We start from the raw sequence: 23,520 nt of genomic DNA on the forward strand, positions 1-23,520 counted from the left end.
AAAATGCCATGTCGAGCACAGTCAAGCTCGCGCTGCTTGCCGGGGTCGCCATCGTCATCGCGCTGATCGTGCGCGCGATGTTCATCGCGGCCTCCGCGCGACCGGCGCATGACTCACCGACATCGGAGCGCGTGCGGGTCGCCGCCGCGGACCTGCCGGCGGGATTGCTGTTGCGCGACAGCGATCTCGCGTGGAAGCAAATGCCCGCGGCCCAGAGACCCGCGGGTGCAGTCCTGCAGGGCAATCCGTCGACCCCGGATGTCGCCGGTGCTGCGATGCTGCACCCGCTTGCGGCGGGCACCCCGGTTACCGCGAAGGACGTCGTGTTTCCGAATGCCCCCGGCTTTCTCGCGGCGGCGCTCAAGCCCAACATGCGCGCGGTATCGGTCGCTATCGACGATGTCTCGGGCAATGCCGGCCTGATTCAGCCCGGCGACTACGTCGATCTCATCCTCACGCAGGATCTCGCCAACAAGACCGATTCGGCACGCCTGTCGGTCGCAAGCGAAACGGTCGTCGACCATGTGCGCGTCCTCGCAGTCGGCTCCGAGTTCACGCGCCCCAAGGACGACACCACGTCGGATAAAGCGCACGCGCGTACCGTCACGCTCGAAGTGAACCCGCGCATGGCGGAAGTCGTCGCGATCTCGGCGCGGCTCGGCACGCTGTCGCTCGCGCTGCGCAGTTTTGCGACCTTCGCGCGCGGCGGCTCCGATGTGCACGCAACGACCGACAATGGGATCGCGGCTGCGCCGCCGGTCTGGGCCGGCGATGTGTCGCGCGCGGTGCGCGAGCTGCCGCCCACGCACGATAACGGCCAGTCGGATACGGGCGCGCCCGCGGTGCTGGTTTATCGCGGCTCCATGAAAGGCGATGCCGAGGCCCGCTCACCGTTGTTGGCCCTTCCGCTTCCGCCGAAGGGCGAGGCGCCGGCCCTGCACGACGGCACACAATCCACTGAAATGCCCGGTGCGCTGGCGCCGGCGCTCGCCGCGCGGAGCCAATGATGTCCGGCTTTTTCGAACGCGGTCGCCGCGTGTGCCTCCTACGCGTCGTCCGAATTGCGCCTGTCGCCGCTACGGCCCTCCGTCTCGCGCTTCGCGCCCGCACGGCGGCCGCTTCGGCAGCCGTGGCGCTCGCCGCACTCCTGTGTGCGGCGAGCGTACACGCCGACGAAACGCTGACCGTCAACGCCGGCGCCGGCGAAGTCGTCCGGCTCAGCGAACCGGCCGTCGCGGTGTTCGTCGCGGATCCGGATGTCGCCGACATTCACGTGCCGACGCCCGGCGCGGTGTTCCTGGTCGGCAAGAAGGAAGGCCGTACGACGCTCTTCGCGCTCGGGCCGAACAACCGCGTGATCCTGCGCCGCTCGGTCGTCGTACGGCGCGACCTCGACGCGCTGAACACGCTGCTGCACCAGCGCTTCCCGCATCTGCAGCTCACGCTCGCGTCGGCCCCCGGATCGGTCATGGTGTCGGGCGCCGTGGGATCGGCCGCCGACGTCGATGCCATCACCCAAACGTTGACGCCGATGCTGCACGACAAGGAAACGCTGATCAATCACCTCACGGTCGGCCAGCCGACCCAGGTCTATCTGCGCGTGCGCTTCGTCGAAATCGACCGCAACGTCACGCAACAACTGGGCGTGAATTGGAGCGCGGTCGGCTCCGTTGGCAACTTCGTCGTCGGGCTGCTCAGCGGCCGCGTGATCCAGGACGCGACGACGGGCGCATTGAACTTACCGCAATCGAACGCGACCGGGGTGCTCACCGGGTTCCACACCGGACACCAATCGATCACAAACGTGATCGATGCGCTGGATCAGGACGGCCTCCTCACAGTTCTGGCGGAACCGAACCTGACGGTGCTCTCGGGTGAGTCGGCGAGCTTTCTCGCTGGCGGCGAATTTCCGATTCCGGTCGCTCAAAACCAGAACACGCTGAGCGTCGAATTCAAATCATTCGGCGTGTCGCTAGGTTTTACGCCGACCGTACTCGCCGACAACCGCATCAGCCTCAAGGTGCGCCCCGAAGTCAGCCAGATCGATCCGACCGCGAGCGTGACGACCAACTCGATCACGATTCCGGGGTTGTCGGTGCGGCGCGTCGAGACCACGGTCGAGCTTTCGAGCGGGCAGAGTTTCGCGATCGGCGGGCTTCTGCAAAACGAGACGCGCGACATCGTTTCGCAGTTGCCGGGCCTCGGCAAGCTGCCGATCCTAGGCCGGCTGTTCTCGTCGAAGGATTACCAGAACAACAAGACCGAGCTGGTCGTGATCGTCACGCCCTACCTCGTGCAGCCTGCAAGCGCGGCGCATATGACGAGCCCGGTGGACACCATCATGACGCCGAGCTCGGACATCGAAACCATCATCGAGCGCAAGACCGGACTCGATCCGCTCGACGGTTCGACGCCGCGGCTCGTCGGCGCGGCCGGCTTCGTTTATTGACCGGAGACACGCATGCGATTCGTCCACTGCGCGCCATCGAATCCGCCGGCTTCGTCCAAGCGCATATTGCTGCGCGCGTCGACGCTGCTTAGCGTGCTGCTCGCCGGCTGCCTGTCGAGCACGCCGCCGATCGGCATGCCCGACGCCTCGGTGATCGGCGTGCAGGACGGCCGCGCCGTGCCGCCAGACTGCGAAGCGCTCGCGACGCCAACCAACTTCCGCGACGCCGGCGCGGCGCGTCCCACCAACGCTTTCGGCTGCGCGACCTACCGCAACCTCGCTGCGGTGCTCGTGCGCCCGGACGACCTCATCGCGCCGCGGCCGTTCGCCGGCGCCGACGCGCCGGTTGCCGCCAGCGCCGTACGTCGTTACGAGACCGGCAAGATCCCGCCGTTGCCGACGACCGATACATCCAGCTTCAACAAGTAGGCTCGCGATGAATACTCTGCTGAAACTTGCCGCGCAGCCGCGCCGCAACCCGGGAGCAAGCTTCGTCGCCTTCGTGCGCGACCGGCATAGCGAAGACGTGGTGCAACGTTTCGCGCAGGAACAAAATTTCACGCAGGCGCTCGTCAAAGTGGGGCGCATCGACGACGCGATCGACCACCTGACGAAGATGGCGCGCTCGCCGGCCGTGCTGCTCATCGACGTGTCCGCTACGCCGATGCCGCTCTCGGAGCTCGCCCGGCTCGCCGCGGTGTGCGAGCCGTCGGTGTCGGTGATCGTGATCGGCGAAACCAACGACGTCGGGCTCTATCGAAATCTGCTCGAACTGGGCGTGCAGGACTACCTCGTCAAGCCGCTGACACTGGAGCTGCTGCAACGCTCGTTCGGCGGAACCGGCCAGGGAAAGAGCGCGCGGCAGTCGCGCACGGGCAAGGTCATCGGCTTTGCCGGCACACGCGGCGGTGTCGGTGTGACGACCGTCGCGGCCGGCCTCGCGCGGCATCTCGCGATGGTCGCGCATCGCCGCATCGCGTATGTCGATATGAACCTGCATGGCGGCGCGGCCAACACGCTGCTCGGACTGAAGAGCAACAACGGCTTGCTCGACGTGCTGCGCGACGCCGACCGGCTCGACCCGCAGTTCGTCGAGCGTTCGCTCGTCGCGCACGACGACCGCCTGTTCGTGCTGTCGGCGGAGTTGCCTTACGGCGAGACGTTCGAACCGCAAGAGCGCGCGCTCGCCGATCTGCTCGAGCGCCTGAAACCGCATTTCCATTACATCCTGCTCGATCTGCCCGGCCACGGCCACGCGCTCACCCATACCGCGCTCGCCGAGGTGCAGTTGCTGTATCTGCTCGCCGACCCATCGATCCACTCGGCGCGCGAGGTGCTGCGCTTCACGCGCTACCTCGACGGCGTCGATCGCGCGCCGTCGATGTCCGTCTTGCTCAACGTACCGAACGCCTCGCAGCGCGGGCATTTGAATACGTCCGATTTCGCGGTCGCTATCGGCCGCAACGTGCTGCTCGAACTGCCGTTCGACGGCGCCGTGCTCGCCACCGCGGAAAACCTGGGCGAGCCGATCGCGCCGGGCAAGTCGCGCTTCGGCGATGCGATCCAGGTACTCGCAGACGGCTTGAGCGGACGCCCCAGCGCGCCCGCGCCGCGTTGGTACAAGAGCTTGCTGCAAAAGAGGAGACGCTGATGTTCGGTCAAAAGAACGTCCCGGTGCGGCTCGATCTGCTGCACGAATTCACGCCCCCGGACACGGTGGACGACACGGACGAGGTACCGCCCCCGCGCGGCGGCGCGCGCGACGAAAGAGTCGTTGCGCTCGCCCCGGCGCTTCCGGCGAGAGGCGGGCGCGAGCGCCCTGAAAAAGCCGAGCGCGCCGCCGACCGTGCTCCCGCGGCGGTCGAGCGCAACGACAACCTCGTGCGCACGGACAGTTTTCGCATCATCCGCTCGCTCGTACTCGGATCGATGAACGTATCGGCAGCGGTGCTCCAGACGCGCGACCAGGCGCAGGCAGAGATCGCCCGCCTCGCCGCCGAGATCGTCGAGCGCGAGCGGCTGAAGATGACGCTCACCGAGCAGTCGCAGGTGATCGAGGAGATCCTCAACGACATGTTCGGCGTGGGGCCGATCGAGCCGCTCTTGACCGACGACTCGGTCACCGACATTCTCGTGAACGGCGCGGATCAAGTGTACGTGGAGCGGCACGGCAAGCTCGAGCTGACCCGCCTCAAGTTTCGCGACAACGCGCACGTCGTCAACGTGGCGCAGCGCATCGCCGCATCGGTGGGACGGCGCGTCGACGAAAGCAGTCCGATGGTCGATGCGCGTCTTGCAGACGGCAGTCGCGTCAACGTGGTTCTGCCGCCGCTCGCGATTCGCGGCGCCTGCATCGCGATCCGCAAGTTCGCGAAGCGCGACATCACGCTCGAGCGGATGTCGACTCAGGGCAGCTTGTCCGCCGCGATGGCGCGCACGCTCGAAATCGGCAGTGCGTGCCGGCTCAACATCATCGTGTCGGGCGGGACTGGCTCGGGCAAAACCACGCTGCTCAACGCAATGTCGCGCTACATCGACGCGCGCGAGCGCATCGTCACAATCGAGGATGCGGCCGAACTGCAATTGCAGCAGCCGCATGTCGTGAGCCTCGAAACGCGACCCGAAAACGCCGAAGGTCTCGGCGCCGTGTCGCAGCGCGACCTGATGCGCAACGCGCTGCGGATGCGGCCCGACCGCATCATCCTCGGCGAAACGCGCGGCGCGGAGGCGTTCGACGTCCTGCAGGCCATGAACACGGGCCATGACGGGTCGATGACGACCATCCACGCGAACACGCCGCGCGATGCGATCACGCGCCTCGAGAGCATGGTGATGATGGCGAACGGCAACCTGCCGCTGTTGTCGATCCGCCGCCAGATCGCGAGCGCGGTGCATCTCATCGTGCAGACCGAACGCATGCGCGATGGCATGCGGCGCGTCACGCACATAACAGAACTGGTGGGACTCGAAGGCGACGTGATCCTGACGCAGGATCTTTTCCTGTTCCGTTACGACGACGGCATCTCCGGCGACGAGGTGCGCGGGCGCTTCGAGTCTTCGTCGCTGCGCCCCGCGTTCTCGTCACGCGCCGCGCACTATGGGCTCGAAGAGAGCCTGATGAAGGCGTTGCACGCATGAGCCGCGCGAACCTGTTCGCCCTCGCCGTGTTCGTCACGGTCTTCAGCGCCGGGTTGCTGCTGCATGCGGCGCGGCAGATCATGCGCGCGCGGCCTGCCGCGCTGATGCGGGCGCGGCTCTTCACGCTCAACGTGACGGCGGCGACGAACGCGGCGGGCGGCGACGAAACGAGCGCAGCCGCCCTCTTCAACGAACAGGCGCGCGGCTGGCGTTCGTGGACGTCGCTGGACGACCGTCTGCGCCACATCGAGATCGTCGGCGGCAAGTTGGGGTTGCGGCTCACCGGGGTGGTCGTGGTCGCGGCCATCTTCGCCGCCATCGGCATCGCGCAGATCGACGTGGTGCCGGCGTGGGCCGGCCCGTTGCTGCTCGTCGTGCTGCCGTTCGCCGCGCTGCGGTGGTTCTGCAAGATGTTGATCGAACGCTTTCGCCTGCGGATGCTCGGCGTGTTTCCGGACGCGCTCGATCTGATGGTGCGCGCGGTGCGCGCCGGCGTGCCGGTGGTACGCGCGATCGAGATCGTCGCCGACGAATGCGCGCAGCCGCTCGCCGCCGAATTCCGCCAAATCGCGGACGGTCTGCAACTGGGCATCGAACTCGAAACGGTATTGAACGAGGCAATGCGGCGCTTGCGTATCCCCGAGTTTTCATTTTTTTGCGTCGCGCTGCTGCTGCAGCGGGAAACAGGCGGCTCGCTCGGAGAAACGCTGGAAGGTCTCGCGGACATTGTCCGCGGTCGCAAGGAAGTGCGTCAGAAAGCCCGTGCGCTGACGGCGGAAAGCCATCTTGCAAGCCGCGTGATCGCGTGCGTTCCGCCGGTTATCCTCGGCTCGCTATATGTGATCAACCGCGACTACGCACAAGTACTGATCAATACGCACGCGGGCCATATGATTCTCGTCGTGAGCGGCGTGCTGCTGGTTTCCGGGCTCGTCATCATTCAGCGCATCGCCAAATTGGATACCTGATCATGACGCTGTCCTTTCTCGACAAGATCCTGTCCATCGCGGTGCTGGCGGCAACGGTCGTTGCGTTCGTGAACGGCAACCGGCCCGGCGCGCGCATCGCGCAAAGAGCCCGACAGCTTGCCGGCGAACGGCGCACCGCAGTGGGCGCAGCACCTGTCGCACAGTCGCTTCCGGCACGCATCGCCGCGCGTCTTGCCGCGCTCGGTGATCGTCTGCCCTTGTTCGAAGCCGCGCATCGCAGCGATCTGGCACGACGCCTGACACGTGCGGGATTTCGCGGCACACGCCCCGTGTCCGTGTTGATCGGCATCAAGGCGGTGACCGGCGCCGTCACCGCGCTTGCGATGCTGATGGGGAGCGCGCACGTGCCGCTGCTCGAACATTGGATGATGCTGCGCATCGCCGCCATCGCGGCGCTGTTCATGATCGGCATGATGCTGCCCGAGTTTGCGCTCGACTGGCATATACGGCGTCGCCAGAAGCAAATCGCCACGGCGCTGCCCGACGCACTCGATCTGCTCGTCATCTGCACGAATGCCGGTTACAGCCTCGGGTCCAGCATCGTGCGGATCGCGGACGAAATGCGCACCATCGCGCCCGCGCTGGCCTATGAGCTCGGACTGACCGCCCAGGAACTGCGCATCGACAACGACAGCGCGTCCGTGCTGCACAACCTCGCGGACCGCGTCGACGTGGCGTCGCTGCGCACGCTCGTGACCACGCTCGCCCAGTCCCAGCGCTACGGCACGCCGATCACGCAGGCGCTGCGCGTGCTGGCGCGCGCCGAGCGGGCGCAGCACATGCATTTGCTGGAAGAAAAGGCGGCCAAGCTGTCCACCAAGATGACGCTGCCGATGATGATCTTCATCCTGCCGACGGTGATCCTGATTGCGGCCGGCCCGGCCGTCCTTAGTTTGATGGCGGTATTCAAATGAAAGCTTTCTCGCCCATCGCGTCCACGCTGCGTGCTTCCCTCCTCCTATGCGCCCTGCTCGCGTCCGCCTGCACGCCGGTGGTCACGCAGGTGCGCTCGCAGCCGATCACCGTGACCGCCGGCCGGCACGGCAAGACGAACCTCACCGATATGACGATCGCCGCAAGCGCGCTGCAAAGCGACGATATTTCGCTTGCCACATCGATGTTCGAAAAGGTGTTGGAGACCCAGCCGCACAACCTCGAAGCGTTGACCGGACTCGCCGCGGCCCTCGCGTTGTCGGGCGATCTGGAACGCGCGCGCAGCATGTACGAGCGCGCCGCGGCGCTCGCGCCCACGCAGAGCGCGCCAACGCTCGGTCTCGCGCGCATCGCGGTGAAGCAGCGGCGTCTCGACGAAGCGATCGAGCTGTATCAGCGCGTACGCTCGCGCGATCCGTCGAATGCCCTCGCCTGCGCGGGACTCGGTACCGCGTGGGCGCTCAAGGGCGACGCGCACCGCGCGCAGTCTATCTATCGGGACGGCCTGCGACGGCATCCGGGTGAGATGATGCTGACGATCGATCTCGGTCTCTCGCTGGTGCTCGACGGGCAGGTGCGCGAGGGGGCGAACCTGCTCCTGAGCGTCGCGGGCGAACCCGGCGCGCCCGCGCAAGCCCGCCAGGATCTCGCGCTCGCCTACGGCCTGCTCGGCAACAGCGGCGCGGCCGACAAAATCTTGATGCGCGATTTGCCGCGCGCGTCGACCGACGACAACCTCACGTACTACAAAGTCGTGCGCGCGCGTCTCGACGCAGGCCCGCCGGACAAGCCGGTCACGATGCTGCCGACTTCGCGGCACATCGGCGTGCAGACGTTCACGCTCAAGCCGCTTGCCTCCGCGGCGCGAGTGGCGACGCTGCCCACGGAGCCCGTGACGGCCGCGAAGCAGGCAACGCCCCTCGCGCCCGTGGCGATGAATACCTTGGCCGTACCAGCGATCGCGGCCCCCGCATATGAGTCGGCGACCACGGCCAACAGGCACGACATGGCGGGCCCTGCCGTGCAGCCGCGGCCTCCGGCCCCGGCGCTGCCGCCTTTGGGCCTGCGCAGGCAAACGCCCCTGCTGGACGCGCAATGAGACCCCGGAAGTCCATGCACGCCGCAAGACGCACGCTCGCCCGCCCGTCGCGCAGCCGCGGCCTCACGGCGCTCGAGTTCGTGATCGGTTTGCCTTTTCTGCTGCTCCTCGTGATCGGCACGATCGAGATGGGCATGGTCCTGATGGCCGATGCGTCGCTGGAGGCCGCGGTGCGGCAAGCGTCACGCTTCGGCCAAACCACGATGGTGCCGACCGGCGAAACGCGCGATCAGGCGATTACCGCGCTCGTCGACCGCGACCTGACGTTGTGGGTCAAATCGCCTCAGCAAATCACGATCAGCACGACGACCTACCCGTCGTACGCAAGCGGCGTAAAAACGCAAACGGGCGCCGGCAATCTCGGCGACATCGTGCTTTACAAAGTGTCGTTCACGCGTCCGACGTTCACCGGCATTCTCGGCATCGTCGGCATTCATCAGTTGACGTTCAGCCGCACTATCCTGATCCAGAACGAACCGTGAAAACACACGTCCTTCCGCGCCAGCGGCGATCGCGCCGGCCATGGCGGATCTTGCCTGACACGCGCGGCGTCGCGGCAATCGAAATCGCCGTGCTGATGCCGCTCGTATTGCTGATGCTGGTCGGCTTCGTCGAGCTGTACGGATACTTTCGGGCATCGGCGCTCGTCACCCGTACGGCGTTCACCCTCGCCGACAGTCTCGGGCAGCAGACCAAGGTGATCGACGACACCGACGCATCCAATGCGGCCAGCCTCGCCGCGTATTGGAACGGCGCGGTGACGATGGCGAATCCGCTCGAGCTGTCGGGCCGCGGCGCGGTCATCGTGACCGTCATCGACGACCCCACCGGCAAAGGCAAGCCGCACCTCGCGTGGCAGCGCAAGAGCCCGTGGTCGCCCGGCGCCGTGTCGCAGCTCGGCGCGGGCCTCCTGCCCGCGGGCTACCCCTTCAAGCCGCAGGACTGCGTGGTGGCCGTCGAGGTGTTCTACACCTACAAGCCGTTCGCCATCACGTCGGCTTTCTGGACAGGGGCGCCCGGCAATCTCACCCTCTACGAACGCGCGTACTACCGCCTGCGCTTCGGCAACGAACTGGTGCTCTCGCCGACATGAATACGCTACGCGATACTCGCGGCGCGGTCACGCCGATGTTCAGCGTGTCGATCGTGCTGATGCTGATGGCGCTGCTCGGCGGCATCGACACGGTCCGCTTCCACCTGGCGCAGTCGCGGCTCCAGTATTCGCTCGATGCGGCGGCGATCGCCGCCGGCAGCGAACTGCGGCTGCTGCCGGCAGGGGCGACGAACGCGCAAATCACGCAGTGGAAGACCGACGCGCTCGCCTATTTCACGGGCAACATGCCGTCGAAATACCTCGGCAGCTCGTTCGATCCCAAAACGTTCAGCGTTGCACTGAGCGGCACACCGTCCACGGGTCAGCGCGTCACGATGTCCGCGCAATTGAAGCTGCCGCTCGTGAGCGCGGGGCTCCTCAATCTCACCTCGATCACGATTCCCGCTTCGAACCAGACCGTGCGCGCGACGCGCAGCAACCTCGAAGTCGCGCTCGTGCTCGACAACACCGGCTCGATGTCGGAGAGTGGAAAGATCACGAATCTGATCGCGGCATCGAAGATGCTCGTCAAGGAGATGTTCAATTCCACCAGCACGGCGACGAACTCGTATATGGGCTTGGTGCCGTTCGCGACGACGGTCAACGTCGGCAATTCCGCGAGGACGCGCGCCTGGATGTCCAGCGCCGCGCCAAGCGCATGGTCCGGCACCGGCTACGGATGGTCGACGTGGGGGGGCTGCACCGTCGAGCCGCGCGCGTCCAACGGCGACATCGTACTGCAGCCCGGCACGCCGTCCGGCCGTAAGTTCAAGCCGTACTACTACCCGTACAACGGCAAGGTCTACAACTGGGGTTGCGTCGCTCATCCGGTGACGTTCCTCACCTCGAACACCACGACGCTCAATAATGCGCTCACCGCGCTCGACCCGCCCGCCTATTCGACCGTCATTCCCGAAGGGCTGATGTGGGGCTGGCGCATGCTGTCGCCGAAGTGGAAAGGCGCGGCCGGCTGGGGCAACTCAACGTTGCCGGAAGATCCCGCGACCAATCCCTACCTGACACGCGTAGTCGTGCTGCTCAGCGACGGCGGCAACGAAGTGATTTCCGCTTGGGCGCCGTGGGATGTGGCGGACTATCCGGATGCGATTTCGCACAACGGCATGAGCGGTGTCGGCCGCGACGACATTCCGCCCTACGGCACGACCGACTCGGGCTCCGTGAAAGACTATATGGGCAACCCGACCGACTTTGACAACATGCAAAAAGATCTATGCACGGCGATGAAGAAGGACGGCATCATCATCTACACGATCCGCTACGGCGCCACCGATACGCATGATCCGAACGCGGCGAAGATCATGACGGACTGCGCGAGTTCGCCGCAGAACGCTTTCTTTTCGCCCGATCCGACGCAGTTGCAAAACATCTTCAGCACGATCTCCGGGTCGCTCAGCGAATTGCGTCTCGTCAAGTAATCGTCAGAGGAAGATCGTGCCGACGTAGCGTGAGGACGCGGCCGAGCGCCACCCGAAGGGATAATCGTTCGCGTCAAAGCTAATACGAAAACAGGCGGCCGAGCCGCCCTTGTCTTCCGTCAATGACGGCCGTGCCCACCGCGACCGCCGCGACCGCCGTGCCAGTCGTGATCATGGTCGCCGTGCCAGCCGCCGCCTCCGCCGAACCCGAATCCAATGCCGATCGAGGGCTCCGCATAGGCCGGATAACCGTAGTACCCCGGCGCGTAATAGCCCGGCGCGTAGTAGTCACCGTCATATCCGTAGTAGCCGGGCGCGGCCGGCGCAACCACACATCCGGACAAGCCACTGCCCAATACGGCGACTGCGAGCGCATAGGTTAGGACAACGAACGACTTCTTCATGATGCTTCTCCTGTTCCCGCTTAGATCGGCGCATTGCTTGTGGCGTTCGATAACAAGTTGTGTCAGTGCGTAAAACCTGTAATGACCGCTGTAATCAAATGCAGCCGCGGATAGCGTTTTTCAATTAGGGCGGCATCGAGACGTGTGTCGCCATGCGATTCGATCGCGCGCTTTCGGCGAAATCTCCTAGAATTTTTTCAGTAGGCCGATTTGCAAGAACCCGCAAGGAGAGTGTCATGGCTCAATCGATCGGAGACGCCGTCGTCGGCATCATATTGCTGATCGCAGTGCTGATCATCGTTGCCGCGCATTACCACCGCGAGCATCAAAAAGCGCGATGGTTACATCGTATGGACAATACCCGGCTCTGGGACAGGCTTCGGCATCGGCATTGATGCGCGGAGGAGAAGATCGTGTCCGAAGAAGAAGATGCCCTCTGGCAAATGACGCAGTACGAAGGTTTCGAGATCCATGTCGCCCCGTTGAGCAAGAATCAGGAAAGCGATCCGCCGCCCGCGAGCGAGGCCTATACCTACGTCGGTTACGTGTGCCATCCCGGCGCGAACCCCAAGCTGCCGGGCCACGCCGTGTCGTTTTATGCGGAAGGCGACATCGGCTTTCCGAGCGCTCAGACGGCGCTCGACGAGGGAATGCATGTCGGGCGCGCCGTCGTCGACGGCACGCACCCCGACTTGTCGGTGCTGTCGCTCGTGACAAGCGGGGTCTGAAAACCACCGCGGCATCCGGGCTCGTCGCCTTCAGGCCGCCTGCTGCTGGTATTGAATGCGATGCAGATGGGCATAGAGCCCGTTGTGTTGCAGCAGCGCCTCGTGGCTGCCCTGTTCGACGATCCGACCCGCTTCCATGACCAGGATGCGATCGGCGCGCTCGATGGTCGAAAGTCGATGCGCGATGACGAGCGTGGTCCGGCCTTTCATCAGCGTCTCGAGCGCTGCCTGAACATGCCGCTCCGATTCCGAATCGAGCGCGGAAGTCGCTTCGTCGAGAATCAATATCGGCGCGTCCTTGTAGATCGCACGCGCAATGGCCAACCGCTGGCGCTGCCCACCCGAAAGACGCATACCGTTGCCGCCGACGAGCGTGTCCATGCCTTCGGGCATCGCCAGAATCGTGTCCCACAGGTTCGCGGCCGCGAGCGCCGCTTGCACGCGCGCACGATCGGGCGTACCGCCGTAGGCGACATTGGCGGCGACCGTATCGTTGAAGAGCACGACATCCTGGCTGACCATGGCGATCTGACCGCGCAGATCGTGAATGTCATACTCGTCGATCGGCACGCCGTCGACGAGGATGCGGCCGCCCGTCGGTGCGAAAAAGCGCGGCAGCAAATTGACGAGCGTGGTCTTGCCGCTGCCTGACGGGCCCGCGAGCGCGATCATCTCGCCCGGCGCGGCCGTGAACGACACGTGATCGAGCGTCAGCCGATCGGGCGAGCCGTAGGTAAACGTCACGTTGCTGAACTCGATTTCGCCACGCGCGTGTTGCAGGCGACGTGTGCCGCCTGCCGGTTCGAGCGGTTCGTCGATGAGGCCGAAGATCAACTCGGCGGCCGTCATGCCGCGCTGCAGCGGTTGATTGACGTCGATCAGATGCTTGAGCGGCGAAATCACGAGCAGCATCGACGTGACGAAGGCCACGAAGCCGCCGACCGTCGTCTGGTTGTGGGCCGATTGCACGACGGCGACCGTAATGACGATCGCGAGCGCGAAGGAAGCGAGAATCTGCGTGAGCGGCTGCGCGAGGCCGCCCGCGACCGTCATGCGCATGGCGTAACCACGCAAGCGTTGGCTCATCGCCGCGAAGCGGCCCATCTCGTAGGATTCGCCGTTGTGGACCTTCACGACCTTGTAGCCGGCGACCGTTTCTTCGACGATATACGACAGCTCGTTCGTGAGCGTCTGCTGTTCGCGGCCCAGGCGCCGCAAGCGCCGGCTGATCTTGCTGACGAGCCAGCCGATGCCGGGCAGAATCAGTGCGACGATCAGCGTCAAACGCCAGTTCAGATAAAAAAGATAGCCGAGCAGGAAAACGACCGACAGCGAATCGCGTACGAGCGTCACCATGACGCTCGTCAGGACGCTCAGGATCTGATTGACCTCGAAGACGATCGCGTTGATGATGGTGCTCGCTGTTTCGCGCTGAAAAAACGACGCGCTCGTATGAATCATCCGTTGGAACATATCGAGCCGCAGTTGCAGCAAGATGCGGTTCGAAACGTACGAGAGCAGATACTGAGAGGCGTATTGCGAGACGCCGCGCACGATCGCGAGGCCGATCACCGCGAGCGGAACGTACCAGCGGGCATGGTCGCTCGCGTTCGCGCCAAAGCCGTGATCGAGCAATGGCTTGAGCAGCGCCGGAATGCCGGCGTCGGTGGCGGCGGACAGGCCCATCGCGGCGACGGCCAGCACCATGACCCAGACGATGGGCTTCAGGTAGGGCCACAAGCGCCGCATGACGGCCGCCGTCGACGTTTGCTCGCCGCCGACCGATTTTCTCAAAGTGGCTCGGGTTTCCAATCTGTTCCTTGCATTGTTGCGCGTTGCCATCGCGTGTTTCGTGCCGATTCCGCACGCGAGCGAGCCCGGCGTACCAACCGCATCGCGACGAAAGCGACACATTATAAGGCTGGTCCCGACAGACCCCGACCGCGATCGCGCCGTCCCGATCGGTATACTGGCGCCTTTCCCGACCTTCGAGCGCATCTGCCGTGACTTCGCCGCCCATCGCATCCGTCAGCGCCCGGCGCCCCACATTAGGGGTCGCGATCATCGCGCTCAATGCGCAGGCAAGGATCGCCCAGTGTCTCGACGCCGTGCGCTTCGCCGATGACGTCGTCGTGATCGACGGCGGCAGCACGGACGAGACAGTATCGATCGCACAAACGCACGGCGCTCGTGTGATCCATGCCCCCGATTGGCCGGGTTTCGGTCGTCAAAAGAACCGTGCCGTCGCTGCGCTCGGTACCGACTGGATTCTTTCGGTCGACACCGACGAAGTTGTCACGCCTGAGCTCGCCGCTTCTATCAGGCAAACACTCGAAGCCCCGCGTGCGGACGTCTATGCGCTCGATCGCCTGTCCAATTTTTGCGGACATTGGGTACGTCACAGCGGCTGGTATCCGGATTGGGTGCCGCGCCTGTTCAAGCGTGACGCGGCGCGCTTCTCGGACGACCTGGTGCATGAGCGGCTCGTCTTCGACGGCCGCGTCGATAAACTCGCCGGCCGTCTGCTGCATTACTCCTACGATGATTTCGAAACGGTGCTGCGCAAGGTCGACGCGTATTCGAGCGCCGGCGCACGGCAACGGCTCGCAGCCGGCAGCCGCGGCGGATTCGCGCGCGCCGTCGGCCGAGGTCTTTGGGCATTTTTGCGGACCTATCTGCTGCGCGGCGGCATTCTGGATGGTCAAACCGGATTCATGATCGCCGTCTTCAACGCCGAGACGGTCTATTACCGGTTTCTTAAACTTTCCCTGGCGAGAAGCCAGGAGCGCAACGCAGGAGCCGGCTCGGGCAAGTGTTAAGATGGCGCGTTTTCCGCGGGCGGTCAGGACTCATCGAGCACGCGGTGCAACTCTCTGAAGCGTGAAGCGAGCACAGCCCACCCGATGTTCTCCATCATCATCCCAACCTGGAACAACCTGCCCTACCTCAAGGTGGTCGTCGACAGCATCCGACGCCATTCGCAGTACGAGCACCAAGTGATCATCCATGTCAACGACGGCTCGGACGGTACGCTCTCGTGGGTGCGAGAACAAGGCATCGCACACACCGCATCGCCGGACAATATTGGCATCTGCCACGCGGTGAATCTTGCCGCCTCTCACGCGCAGCGCGACTACGTCGTCTATATGAACGACGACATGTATGTGTGCCCGGGCTGGGACGAAGCACTCGTCAAGCACATCGGGCAAATGCCGTCGGACCTGTTCATGCTATCGGGCACGATGGTCGAGCCGGTCGATACCGGCAATCGATGTGTGGTCGTCCATGACGCGGGGCGCGACGCCGCACATTTTCGCCCCGATGAACTCATCGCTGCGGTGCCAAGACTCAAGCGGGCCGACTGGCTCGGTGCAACGTGGCCTCCCACGCTCGTCCATCGCGATTGGTGGAATCGCGTGGGCGGGTACAGCAGCGAATTGTCGCCAGGGATGAGCAGCGACAACGATTTCTCGATGAAGCTATGGCACGCGGGGTGCCGTATCTTCCTCGGCGTCGGCGATAGTCTCGTCTATCACTTTCAGCAAAAAACTACGGGCAAGATCGTCAAGAACAACGGCCGCAAGCAGTTCCTGAGCAAATGGGGCATGACGCAGGCTACGTTTGATCGCTACTATCTGCGCCGTGGCGAGCCCGCCGAAGGGGGCATTGAACTCGACACGCCAGCCGCTCGCGGACGGTTGAAGCGTGCCTTGTGGCGCGGGCGGATCAAACGGGCGCTCTCGTTCGATTGAAACAGGGCGCAGTCAGTGAGGTCGGGCCGATTCCGGCAGCCGTGCCATCACTCGTCGTCCTGGCCCGCAATGAAAGCCGCGTCATGTGCGCCCGCGCATCAGTCGAGGTCGACGCGCGCCGACCTCGAGGAATTCATGACGATTTGTCGAGGCAGGTCAGGCTCCCAATTCTCGAGGTCACCGAGCGGGTACCTGGCCAGCGCGTAGACCGCCCGCTTGAGCCTTCCCGCCATTCCCGCCCGAGGGACCGTTGGTAGCGACGAGCGCTCGGCCGTTGCTGTCCGTCGCACATAGCTTCGGACAAACTCCTGCTGAGAAATGCCCCACTTGAGAATGAAGGTGCGTCCGCCCTTATTGCGTCGAACGCGTCGGGTCGTGGCGCAGCCGAAATGATAAATGTGGCAGGCGCCGACGACCCGATAAGTCCGGCATCCTGCCAGCCAGATCTTCATCAGGAAATCGTCGTCGCTGCTCATGCCGGGGCCGAATTCGATGCTATAGCCGCCGACCATATGCCAAAGGCGGCGCTGCGTGAGCATCGGCTGCACCGCGATGCCGCTTCGATCGCTCGCCTTCACGCCCGCGGCGAACGACAACAGCCCCTGCTCGTCGAAGCCCTCTGGTCCCGTACCGTAATTCGCCACCGTAACCTGCTCGTTGCCCGTATCGAGCGGCTCGATCAAGTGAGCCGCCAGATACATGGGCACGTCTTCGCCAATTGCCTCGACCGCCGCGCCGAATGCGCTGTCCCACCCGGGCAGGCAGTACATGTCGTCATTCATGAACAGGACCCAGTCGCGCGTGGCAAGCTGGGCGGCGTCGTTCATCGCCACGCACACCCCGACATTGCCTCGGCTCCAGGTATGGCGAATCCCTTCTGCGCGCACCCATTCGAGCGTGCCGTCCGATCCTTCGTTCACGTGAACAATGATCTCGTGATCAAAAGCCGAATGCCGTCGAATGCTTTCGATGCACAGCTTCAAGTACGGAAGGTTGTTCCAGGAGGGAATCAGGATGGAGAACATTGCGGTTGGCCGCCACTGAGCAAGGAAGAATCTTGACCATCGATCACGCGCGACGCGGCAGGCGAAACCACAATGCCGACCAGTATGCCAACGACGGCCGAGTAAAACGACACGACCATCTTGAGGTCGAACGTCTCGACGGTGAGCCCGAAAATAAAGAATGAAATGACGAAAGTCAAACCGAGCAGCGCCGCCGCACGAACGGCGCGCGACGGCGCTTTCAGATATCGCGCAAACAGCAGGCACGGCATGACGTGCGTCGCGAGTCCCGCCACGCCGGCAATAATCCCGTAATTGGCCGTGTAGGCGAGCAACTGATTGTGTGTCTCACCGTGACCGTACTGCGCAGCCATAGGCGTGATCAGGCCGGCACTCCGGAACGGTTGCATCGCGCCGGCGAACCCGTTCGGGCCTGCGCCGAAGAGCGGGTATTGCTTCGTCAACTCGATAGCCGCCTTATAGAGCTGGAGACGCACGCCCGTGGACGTGTCCTTCTGCCCTTGCGAGTAGTGGACGATATCCGTCCAGACCATGTACAGGCGATCGCGTATTTCCGCGGAAGCCGCGCAGAGCCCGACCAATCCGACCACGACTGCGAGCAGCACCGACAGCCGCCAAAGACGTGATTTGTCTCGGCCACGCGCGAAGATGACCAGCGGCACGATGACAGGCACGGCCAGCCATCCGCCCCGCGACCCGGAGAGTACCGACGCCCATATCCCCGCCGCCAATCCGCCGAGCTTGAGCACGCGAATCAGCGGCCGGTCCTTTTGCCACCAGTCGATCGACAGCCCCGACATGAGGCCGAGCACGAGAGCGATATCACCGTAATGGATGGAGTCGAGGAACGAACTCGCCAGCCTGGTGGTGCCCTGCGGCGGCGCGATAAATGGAACGACCAGCGATCCGATCGCACCGATAGCAAACGAGCAATCGCTCCAGCGCATCGTACGCAGCGGCAAGCGGCGAAGCGCGAAGATGATTGGCACGGCGGCAAGAAATCGCCACGGCGCATCCAACAGATTAAGCACGATGTTCCGATGCCACAGTTCACTCGCGAAGGTTGCGACGAGTGGACTCGCAAATGCAATGCACGTGAGCATGACGAGGCGTCTTCCATCGTCCGGCAGCGCAATAGCGCAAGCGTTCCGCGCAAAAGCGAGGACGCCTGTCGAAATGATCATTGCCGAGATCAGCAGCGCGCTCGCCCCCCCATGCACGGCAAGCGTAACGATGGGATACAGCAACAGAAAAACGGCGGCCAGCCAGTTGCCGGTGATTGCATAGCCGGCCTGCATTGTCCGATAGGGAATCATGAGCAAATTAGCCGTGCGCTCACGCGGACGGGCAGGAAGAAGTATTCGAGTGGATCCGCCGTCAATGACCGAGCTCGACGGTCGCGGCAGCGCTTGGCGTTCGATCCGCCCGGGGGCGTTGCAGCCAACGCGCGATTCGCGATCCGGACGCAAGTATACATGTCGCCTCTCCCATCTGAAAAAGGCCGCTGGACACTTGCCATGGATCGACATAGGCGGCTCGCTGTGCTTACAGCAGCGGGACGCCCGCATTGCGCTCGCGCTCTACCGGAGCCAATCGCCCGATGATCGCGCGCGCGACCGTTTCCGGGGCGACTTCGTTCACGCCTCCCTTGCTATGGATAGCCAGCGATTGGCAGCGCTTGGTCAGTCGCAAATGCGGCGGCTCGAGGTGAGCAAACAGCGAGAGGCTCGGCGTGTCAGTCGTGTGAGCGACGTGCATGAGGCCGCCGTCACAGCCCACGAACAGGCGGCAACGGGCAACGACCTCCCGCGCCTCGAGCAACGACAGATCGGCCACGAACGAATTGACCTCGAGCCGATGGAACGCGTGGTTCGCAATATCCCTGGCGATGGCAAGTCCATTGTCCGATCCGAGCAGCGCGACTCGAAGCGGCGCGTCGCCGACGCCAGTCCGGTCGAGCCATTGGAGCACAGCGAGCCAGGCATCGTAGGTCCGCCGCACGTCGATGCCGCCTACCGCGAGCGCAAGATCCGGGGCGGCTTCTGAGAACAACTGATCCACGGCTCGGCGGGTCGTCTCATGGACCGACAAGTAGGGCTTCGCGACTTCGAGCAGTTCGCTGTCGCCAAGGCCTCGCTGGAATACGGCGTTGACTGCGGCGAAACTGAACAGCGTCTGATTGCGGTCGGGGCCATAAAAATATTGAAAGAGGCAAGCGAACGGCAGTTTCGCGAAATACCTGACCTTCAGGTCGATCGACTGATAGTTGAATTCGTTCAGAACAATTGCGTCGTACCCGCGATCCTCGATCTGCTCCACACTGGAATAGACTCTCGCGAAAACGTCATCCTCGGAGAACAGAGGCTGCAACTTCGATAGCGTCAGCAGTTCGAGCGCAATATTCGCATTGCGCAGCAGCGCTCGCCCTGACAAATCCATGATCGCATCGCCAAAGTTGCTTTTCCCTGCGTAAATCCATAGCACGCGCATCCCCGCTTCGATTCGTCGGATTTCGCGCCTTAGCTGGCCTGACACCGCGAGCGAAACATAGCGGTGCAAGAACTTCTTTGCGAGCTTCAGGCGCGAATGAGATCGAAGGAAATCATCAGCGGTATTCGGCACAATGGAGTAGTGAATTTTCGTCAGTTTTTGGGCGCAATTGTCAAGGTACTTGTTCACCTGAAGATCCTATGAACCGATTGTTGATGCGGTCAGCTCCCCCGCGATCTGCGCGCCAGCGTCGCGCCGACGGCGCCATGCCCCAGGCTCGTTGTCCAAACGGCACACCCGGGATATCGGCATTTGAGATAAAAAATCTACTGACTACCGATTACTGCAAAGCCAGCATTTCGGCTGCGGCGGCGATGACGCGCCGGACATCGAGCCCGGTCAGACACTCGCTCGGGCTTTCGATATGCCGGAAGCAGCCCTCCGCCCGGCAGGGGACGCAGGCGCCCTCGCCTTGCAACAGGTAGACGTTTCCATGGCGAGCCGATCCACGCAACGCCCAGGGATCGACGCCAGCAGGCCATCCGCAGGGCCACGGCCCCCAACGCACCGGGTCCGAAGGGCCGAACAGCGCGATAGTAGGCGTCCCCGTCGCGGCAGCAATATGTGTCGCCCCCGTATCAGGGCCGACGAATAGCTTCGCCATCCGCATGACTTCCGCGCTTTCAGCCAGTGAGAGCTGGCCCACCAGGTTGATCACTGCGCCACCCGCGACATCCGCAACCTGCTGTGCATAGTCGCGTTCGTCCTGCGCGGGCCCACCCGTCAGCACAATCGCGAAGCCACGCTCGCGCAACCAATCGATCAGCCTCGCCCATCCGTCAACATGCCATCGCTTGTAAGCAAACATCGGATAAGGATGCAGGGCGATCAGCGGCTGCCGCGACGGCACATATCCCAGGCGCCCTTCGAGCCGTGCACGTTGCGCTTCGTCGACGACAGCTGGCGGCACGACCTGCGGAACCGGCGGGATTCCGAGCACAGTGGCGAGTGCGAGCGTGCTATTGACCGTATGAACCGAACCGTGTTGGTTCAGCGCGGTGCCGGTCAGCATGAAACGCGTGAGCCAATTGACGCGCTCCGGATCGACGAGTCCAACGCGCTTCTTTCCAGCGAACCAGGTGTAAAAGCGAGGACGGTCGGAGCTCACCGCGGCACAGGCAAGGTCGTAACGCCGCCAGATTCGGCGGGCATCGGCAAACCGCTCCGCAAATCGCGCGCGCTGAGCGACGGCAATGACGCGTCGCACGTCGGGATTGCCTTCCAGCACACCTTCGGTGCCACGGAAAACGAGCATGTCGATCGGCGTGTCGGGCCACTTTGCTTTCAACGAACGCACGATTGGCGTGGTTAGCAGCACATCGCCGATCCTACGGGTGACGACAACCAAAATCGAGCGTGGAGGGCGGGACGCAAAGAAAGGAGATGACATCACGAAAACCAGACAGGTGGCATGTTGAGTCAAGCCGCGCTCAATAGACGATCTCAACAGACGTGCCGGCGAACTCGCTGCGCAGTGCCGAGAGAAAATCGTCGGTCGGACGCACACGCCACGCGTCACCCAGACGAATTTCTCCTTGTGCCTTCGTGTTGCTATACGCAATTTGAACTGCAAGGCCTGGCGACGAAGCGGCAGCGCTTTGTTGACGGCCGCTGTCACGCCCCGCACCGGGCCTTTGCCCGCCCGCACGTGAAACACTCGACGTGGAAGGCACCGCTTCCTGCGAAGTTTCCCTGGGCGCGCAATGCGCTTCCAGCACGCGCCTGAGCACGGCCGCATCGGCATTGCCGTTCATCTTCACCTTCACCGCCTGCGCGTAACGGCTGCGCGCCCGTTCGAGATCCATCACCGAATCGACCGTAAAGCGGATGCCGCCCGTGAATGCGTCGTTGCGCGCCTGCCCCTGTACGACGAGCAGTTCGTCTTCCTTGAAGAGGGCCTTGTTCGCCTCGTATTGCTCGTTGAAGACGGTAACTTCGCATTGGCCCGTGCCGTCGTCGACCAGCGCGATCAGCATCTTCCCGCGCTGGGTCATCTGCGTGCGCAGCGATGCGATGATGCCGGCCACGAGCTTGTCACGGCCTTCTTTCAGGTCGGCAAGCTTCATGCGCACGAAGCGCCGCACTTCGTCCCTGTAGGCATCGAACAGATGCCCCGACAGGTAAAAGCCGAGCGCCGTCTTTTCTTCCTGCAGCTTGCGCTTCTCGTGCCAAGCCGGTTCGTCGACGAGTTCGTGCCCGCGCGACGGCGCGTCGCCCATATCGAACAAGCCCGCCTGCATCGCATTCGCGCTCGCCTGATCTGCCGCTTCCATCGCGAGCGGCACCGAAGCGATCAGTTGCGCGCGGTTCGGGTGAATCGAATCGAAGGCGCCGGCACGGATCAGCGCCTCGACCGTGCGCCGATTGACGACGCGCCGGTCGATCCGCGCGCAGAAATCGAACAGGTCGGAAAACGGACCGTCCTCGCGCGCACGCAGGATTTCTTCGATCGCGTTTTGCCCACTGCCCTTGACGGCGCCAAGGCCATAACGAATCGTGCGCGAACGCTTGCCGTCGGGCTCCGCCACCGGCTCGAAGCGATAAGCCGAGCAATTGATGTCCGGCGGCAACACGGCCATGCCGTTCGTCTTGCAGTCCTCGTAGAGGATCTTGACTTTGTCCGTATCGTCCATGGCCAAGCTCATGTTGGCTGCCATGAATTCGGCCGGATGATGCGCCTTGAGCCAGGCCGTGTAGTACGCGAGCAGCGCATAGGCGGCCGCGTGCGACTTGTTGAAGCCGTAGCCCGCGAACTTCTCCATCAAGTCGAAGATCTCGTCGGATTTCTCGCGCGTCAGGCCGTTCTTCGCCGCACCTTCAGCGAAGATTTCCCGGTGCTTGGCCATTTCCTCGGGCTTTTTCTTGCCCATCGCACGCCGCAGCAAGTCCGCACCGCCGAGCGAGTAGCCGCCGATGATCTGCGCCATCTGCATCACCTGCTCCTGATAGACCATGATGCCGTAGGTCTCTTTCAGGACGGGCTCGACGCGCGGGTCGGGATACTCGACCGTCTCGCGGCCGTGCTTACGCGCGCAGAAGCTCGGAATCAGATCCATCGGGCCCGGACGGTACAGCGCCACGAGCGCGATGATGTCCTCGAAGCGATCGGGCTGCGCATCCTTCAGCATGCCTTGCATGCCGCGACTTTCCAGCTGGAACACGGCGACCGTATTCGCTTTCTTGAGGATCGAGAACGAAGCCGGATCGTCGAGCGGCACCTGCGCGAGCGACCAGTCGGCCTTCGACGGATCGAGCCGGCGGATATAGCGCTCGGCCCAATCGAGAATCGTGAGCGTCGTCAGACCCAGAAAGTCGAATTTGACGAGGCCGACGGCTTCGACGTCGTCCTTGTCGTATTGGCTCACGACGCCGCCATCGTCGCCCTGCGTATAAAGCGGGCAAAAATCGGTCAGCTTGCCCGGCGCGATCAACACGCCGCCGGCATGCATGCCGACGTTGCGCGTCAAGCCTTCAACGCGCTGCGCAAGTTCGAGCAACTGGCGCACTTCGTCTTCGTTGTCGTTGCGCTCTTGCAAGAGCGGCTCTTCTTTCATCGCGTCGGCGATGGTCACATGCTTGCCGGGCTTGAACGGGATCAGCTTTGCGACGCCGTCGGTGAAGTTGTAGCCCAGATCAAGCACGCGGCCGATGTCGCGCACGGCCGCCTTCGCCGCCATCGTGCCGAAGGTGGCGATCTGCGATACGGCATCGGCCCCGTATTTGCCCTTCACGTACTGAATGACCCGATCGCGTCCTTCCTGGCAGAAGTCGATGTCGAAGTCAGGCATCGACACGCGCTCAGGGTTCAGGAAGCGCTCGAACAGCAGGTTGTAGCGCAGCGGATCGAGATCGGTAATACCGAGCGCGTGTCGATGCCTGACTTCGACATCGACTTCTGCCAGGAAGGACGCGATCGGGTCATTC

Annotated in this window: 22 protein-coding genes; 15 read left to right on the plus strand and 7 right to left on the minus strand. The window is 63.7% G+C overall.

The features are described from left to right. Positions 1-8 precede the first annotated feature (8 nt). From cpaB to C0Z19_RS20995, 11 genes are all read left to right on the plus strand, one after another. Complete coding sequence (gene cpaB, locus C0Z19_RS20945) at positions 9-1,007, plus strand: Flp pilus assembly protein CpaB (protein ID WP_102611755.1); 999 nt, start codon at positions 9-11, stop codon at positions 1,005-1,007. Then, positions 1,007-2,449 (plus strand): type II and III secretion system protein family protein, encoded by a 1,443-nt coding sequence (locus tag C0Z19_RS20950; protein ID WP_102611778.1) that lies wholly within the window; start codon positions 1,007-1,009, stop codon positions 2,447-2,449. The genes cpaB and C0Z19_RS20950 overlap by 1 nt, the downstream gene beginning before the upstream one ends. A 12-nt stretch (positions 2,450-2,461) precedes the next feature. Beyond that, the gene (locus tag C0Z19_RS20955) at positions 2,462-2,878 is read left to right on the plus strand and encodes a CpaD family pilus assembly lipoprotein (RefSeq protein WP_102611756.1); all 417 of its coding nucleotides are present in this window, start codon (positions 2,462-2,464) and stop codon (positions 2,876-2,878) included. A gap of 7 nt (positions 2,879-2,885) precedes the next feature. Further along, positions 2,886-4,100, plus strand: coding sequence for a CpaE/TadZ family protein (locus C0Z19_RS20960; protein ID WP_102611757.1), 1,215 nt, complete (start codon positions 2,886-2,888; stop codon positions 4,098-4,100). Beyond that, a complete protein-coding gene (locus C0Z19_RS20965) occupies positions 4,100-5,587 on the plus strand; it encodes a TadA family conjugal transfer-associated ATPase (protein WP_102611758.1) in 1,488 nt (495 codons plus the stop codon). The genes C0Z19_RS20960 and C0Z19_RS20965 overlap by 1 nt, the downstream gene beginning before the upstream one ends. Further along, positions 5,584-6,555 carry a type II secretion system F family protein gene (locus tag C0Z19_RS20970; protein ID WP_102611759.1) on the plus strand — a complete coding sequence of 324 codons (972 nt, stop codon included), beginning with the start codon at positions 5,584-5,586 and terminating at the stop codon, positions 6,553-6,555. Before C0Z19_RS20965 ends, C0Z19_RS20970 begins: the two co-directional genes overlap by 4 nt. A 2-nt stretch (positions 6,556-6,557) precedes the next feature. Then, positions 6,558-7,490, plus strand: a complete 933-nt coding sequence (locus C0Z19_RS20975; protein ID WP_102611760.1) for a type II secretion system F family protein — start codon at positions 6,558-6,560, stop codon at positions 7,488-7,490. Continuing rightward, a complete protein-coding gene (locus C0Z19_RS20980; protein ID WP_102611761.1) occupies positions 7,487-8,608 on the plus strand; it encodes a tetratricopeptide repeat protein in 1,122 nt (373 codons plus the stop codon). Before C0Z19_RS20975 ends, C0Z19_RS20980 begins: the two co-directional genes overlap by 4 nt. A gap of 14 nt (positions 8,609-8,622) precedes the next feature. Beyond that, positions 8,623-9,090, plus strand: a complete 468-nt coding sequence (locus tag C0Z19_RS20985) for a TadE family protein (protein WP_158243032.1) — start codon at positions 8,623-8,625, stop codon at positions 9,088-9,090. A gap of 89 nt (positions 9,091-9,179) precedes the next feature. Further along, the gene (locus tag C0Z19_RS20990; RefSeq protein ID WP_146012109.1) at positions 9,180-9,701 is read left to right on the plus strand and encodes a hypothetical protein; all 522 of its coding nucleotides are present in this window, start codon (positions 9,180-9,182) and stop codon (positions 9,699-9,701) included. Continuing rightward, on the plus strand, positions 9,698-11,137 hold the full coding sequence (locus C0Z19_RS20995; protein ID WP_102611764.1) for a TadE/TadG family type IV pilus assembly protein: 1,440 nt from the start codon (positions 9,698-9,700) through the stop codon (positions 11,135-11,137). The genes C0Z19_RS20990 and C0Z19_RS20995 overlap by 4 nt, the downstream gene beginning before the upstream one ends. A gap of 119 nt (positions 11,138-11,256) precedes the next feature. Here C0Z19_RS20995 and C0Z19_RS21000 read toward each other — a convergent pair whose 3' ends face one another. Continuing rightward, a complete protein-coding gene (locus C0Z19_RS21000) occupies positions 11,257-11,541 on the minus strand; it encodes a hypothetical protein (RefSeq protein WP_102611765.1) in 285 nt (94 codons plus the stop codon). A gap of 236 nt (positions 11,542-11,777) precedes the next feature. On the opposite strand from C0Z19_RS21000, the gene C0Z19_RS28305 reads away from it, so the two are divergent. Continuing rightward, positions 11,778-11,936: a hypothetical protein gene (locus tag C0Z19_RS28305; protein ID WP_158243033.1), complete on the plus strand. Its 159-nt coding sequence runs from the start codon at positions 11,778-11,780 to the stop codon at positions 11,934-11,936. 48 nt (positions 11,937-11,984) lie between these two features. Then, entirely contained in the window at positions 11,985-12,269 is a 285-nt protein-coding gene (locus C0Z19_RS21005; RefSeq protein WP_102611779.1) for a hypothetical protein, read from the plus strand. A gap of 30 nt (positions 12,270-12,299) precedes the next feature. Here C0Z19_RS21005 and msbA read toward each other — a convergent pair whose 3' ends face one another. Beyond that, entirely contained in the window at positions 12,300-14,081 is a 1,782-nt protein-coding gene (msbA, locus tag C0Z19_RS21010; protein ID WP_102611780.1) for a lipid A export permease/ATP-binding protein MsbA, read from the minus strand. Between the two features lie 191 nt (positions 14,082-14,272). On the opposite strand from msbA, the gene C0Z19_RS21015 reads away from it, so the two are divergent. Both C0Z19_RS21015 and C0Z19_RS21020 read left to right on the plus strand, forming a co-directional pair. Next, positions 14,273-15,088, plus strand: coding sequence for a glycosyltransferase family 2 protein (locus C0Z19_RS21015; protein ID WP_233196225.1), 816 nt, complete (start codon positions 14,273-14,275; stop codon positions 15,086-15,088). Positions 15,089-15,172: 84 nt separating this feature from the next. Continuing rightward, positions 15,173-16,021 carry a glycosyltransferase family 2 protein gene (locus tag C0Z19_RS21020; protein ID WP_102611766.1) on the plus strand — a complete coding sequence of 283 codons (849 nt, stop codon included), beginning with the start codon at positions 15,173-15,175 and terminating at the stop codon, positions 16,019-16,021. Between the two features lie 98 nt (positions 16,022-16,119). Here C0Z19_RS21020 and C0Z19_RS21025 read toward each other — a convergent pair whose 3' ends face one another. The 5 genes from C0Z19_RS21025 to dnaE form a co-directional block, all read right to left on the minus strand. After that, positions 16,120-17,046, minus strand: a complete 927-nt coding sequence (locus C0Z19_RS21025) for a glycosyltransferase family 2 protein (protein ID WP_102611767.1) — start codon at positions 17,044-17,046, stop codon at positions 16,120-16,122. After that, complete coding sequence (locus C0Z19_RS21030) at positions 17,031-18,362, minus strand: O-antigen ligase family protein (RefSeq protein ID WP_102611768.1); 1,332 nt, start codon at positions 18,360-18,362, stop codon at positions 17,031-17,033. Before C0Z19_RS21030 ends, C0Z19_RS21025 begins: the two co-directional genes overlap by 16 nt. 229 nt (positions 18,363-18,591) lie before the next feature. After that, positions 18,592-19,725 carry a glycosyltransferase family 9 protein gene (locus tag C0Z19_RS21035; protein WP_102611769.1) on the minus strand — a complete coding sequence of 378 codons (1,134 nt, stop codon included), beginning with the start codon at positions 19,723-19,725 and terminating at the stop codon, positions 18,592-18,594. A gap of 151 nt (positions 19,726-19,876) precedes the next feature. Further along, complete coding sequence (locus tag C0Z19_RS21040) at positions 19,877-20,986, minus strand: glycosyltransferase family 9 protein (RefSeq protein ID WP_102611770.1); 1,110 nt, start codon at positions 20,984-20,986, stop codon at positions 19,877-19,879. 40 nt (positions 20,987-21,026) lie between these two features. Then, on the minus strand, positions 21,027-23,520 hold a 2,494-nt coding region (gene dnaE, locus C0Z19_RS21045), incomplete at its 5' end, for a DNA polymerase III subunit alpha (RefSeq protein ID WP_102611771.1).

Source organism: Trinickia soli (assembly GCF_002879855.1).
GTDB lineage: Bacteria > Pseudomonadota > Gammaproteobacteria > Burkholderiales > Burkholderiaceae > Trinickia > Trinickia soli.

Excerpts from the sequence above, each read along its gene's own strand:
- cpaB (WP_102611755.1), top strand. The coding sequence starts at position 9 with ATGTCGAGCACAGTCAAGCTCGCGCTGCTTGCCGGGGTCGCCATCGTC.
- C0Z19_RS20950 (WP_102611778.1), top strand. The coding sequence starts at position 1,007 with ATGTCCGGCTTTTTCGAACGCGGTCGCCGCGTGTGCCTCCTACGCGTC.
- C0Z19_RS20955 (WP_102611756.1), top strand. The coding sequence starts at position 2,462 with ATGCGATTCGTCCACTGCGCGCCATCGAATCCGCCGGCTTCGTCCAAG.
- C0Z19_RS20960 (WP_102611757.1), top strand. The coding sequence starts at position 2,886 with ATGAATACTCTGCTGAAACTTGCCGCGCAGCCGCGCCGCAACCCGGGA.
- C0Z19_RS20965 (WP_102611758.1), top strand. The coding sequence starts at position 4,100 with ATGTTCGGTCAAAAGAACGTCCCGGTGCGGCTCGATCTGCTGCACGAA.
- C0Z19_RS20970 (WP_102611759.1), top strand. The coding sequence starts at position 5,584 with ATGAGCCGCGCGAACCTGTTCGCCCTCGCCGTGTTCGTCACGGTCTTC.
- C0Z19_RS20975 (WP_102611760.1), top strand. The coding sequence starts at position 6,558 with ATGACGCTGTCCTTTCTCGACAAGATCCTGTCCATCGCGGTGCTGGCG.
- C0Z19_RS20980 (WP_102611761.1), top strand. The coding sequence starts at position 7,487 with ATGAAAGCTTTCTCGCCCATCGCGTCCACGCTGCGTGCTTCCCTCCTC.
- C0Z19_RS20985 (WP_158243032.1), top strand. The coding sequence starts at position 8,623 with ATGCACGCCGCAAGACGCACGCTCGCCCGCCCGTCGCGCAGCCGCGGC.
- C0Z19_RS20995 (WP_102611764.1), top strand. The coding sequence starts at position 9,698 with ATGAATACGCTACGCGATACTCGCGGCGCGGTCACGCCGATGTTCAGC.
- C0Z19_RS21000 (WP_102611765.1), bottom strand. The coding sequence starts at position 11,541 with ATGAAGAAGTCGTTCGTTGTCCTAACCTATGCGCTCGCAGTCGCCGTA.
- C0Z19_RS28305 (WP_158243033.1), top strand. The coding sequence starts at position 11,778 with ATGGCTCAATCGATCGGAGACGCCGTCGTCGGCATCATATTGCTGATC.
- C0Z19_RS21005 (WP_102611779.1), top strand. The coding sequence starts at position 11,985 with ATGACGCAGTACGAAGGTTTCGAGATCCATGTCGCCCCGTTGAGCAAG.
- C0Z19_RS21020 (WP_102611766.1), top strand. The coding sequence starts at position 15,173 with ATGTTCTCCATCATCATCCCAACCTGGAACAACCTGCCCTACCTCAAG.
- C0Z19_RS21025 (WP_102611767.1), bottom strand. The coding sequence starts at position 17,046 with ATGTTCTCCATCCTGATTCCCTCCTGGAACAACCTTCCGTACTTGAAG.
- C0Z19_RS21030 (WP_102611768.1), bottom strand. The coding sequence starts at position 18,362 with ATGATTCCCTATCGGACAATGCAGGCCGGCTATGCAATCACCGGCAAC.
- C0Z19_RS21040 (WP_102611770.1), bottom strand. The coding sequence starts at position 20,986 with ATGTCATCTCCTTTCTTTGCGTCCCGCCCTCCACGCTCGATTTTGGTT.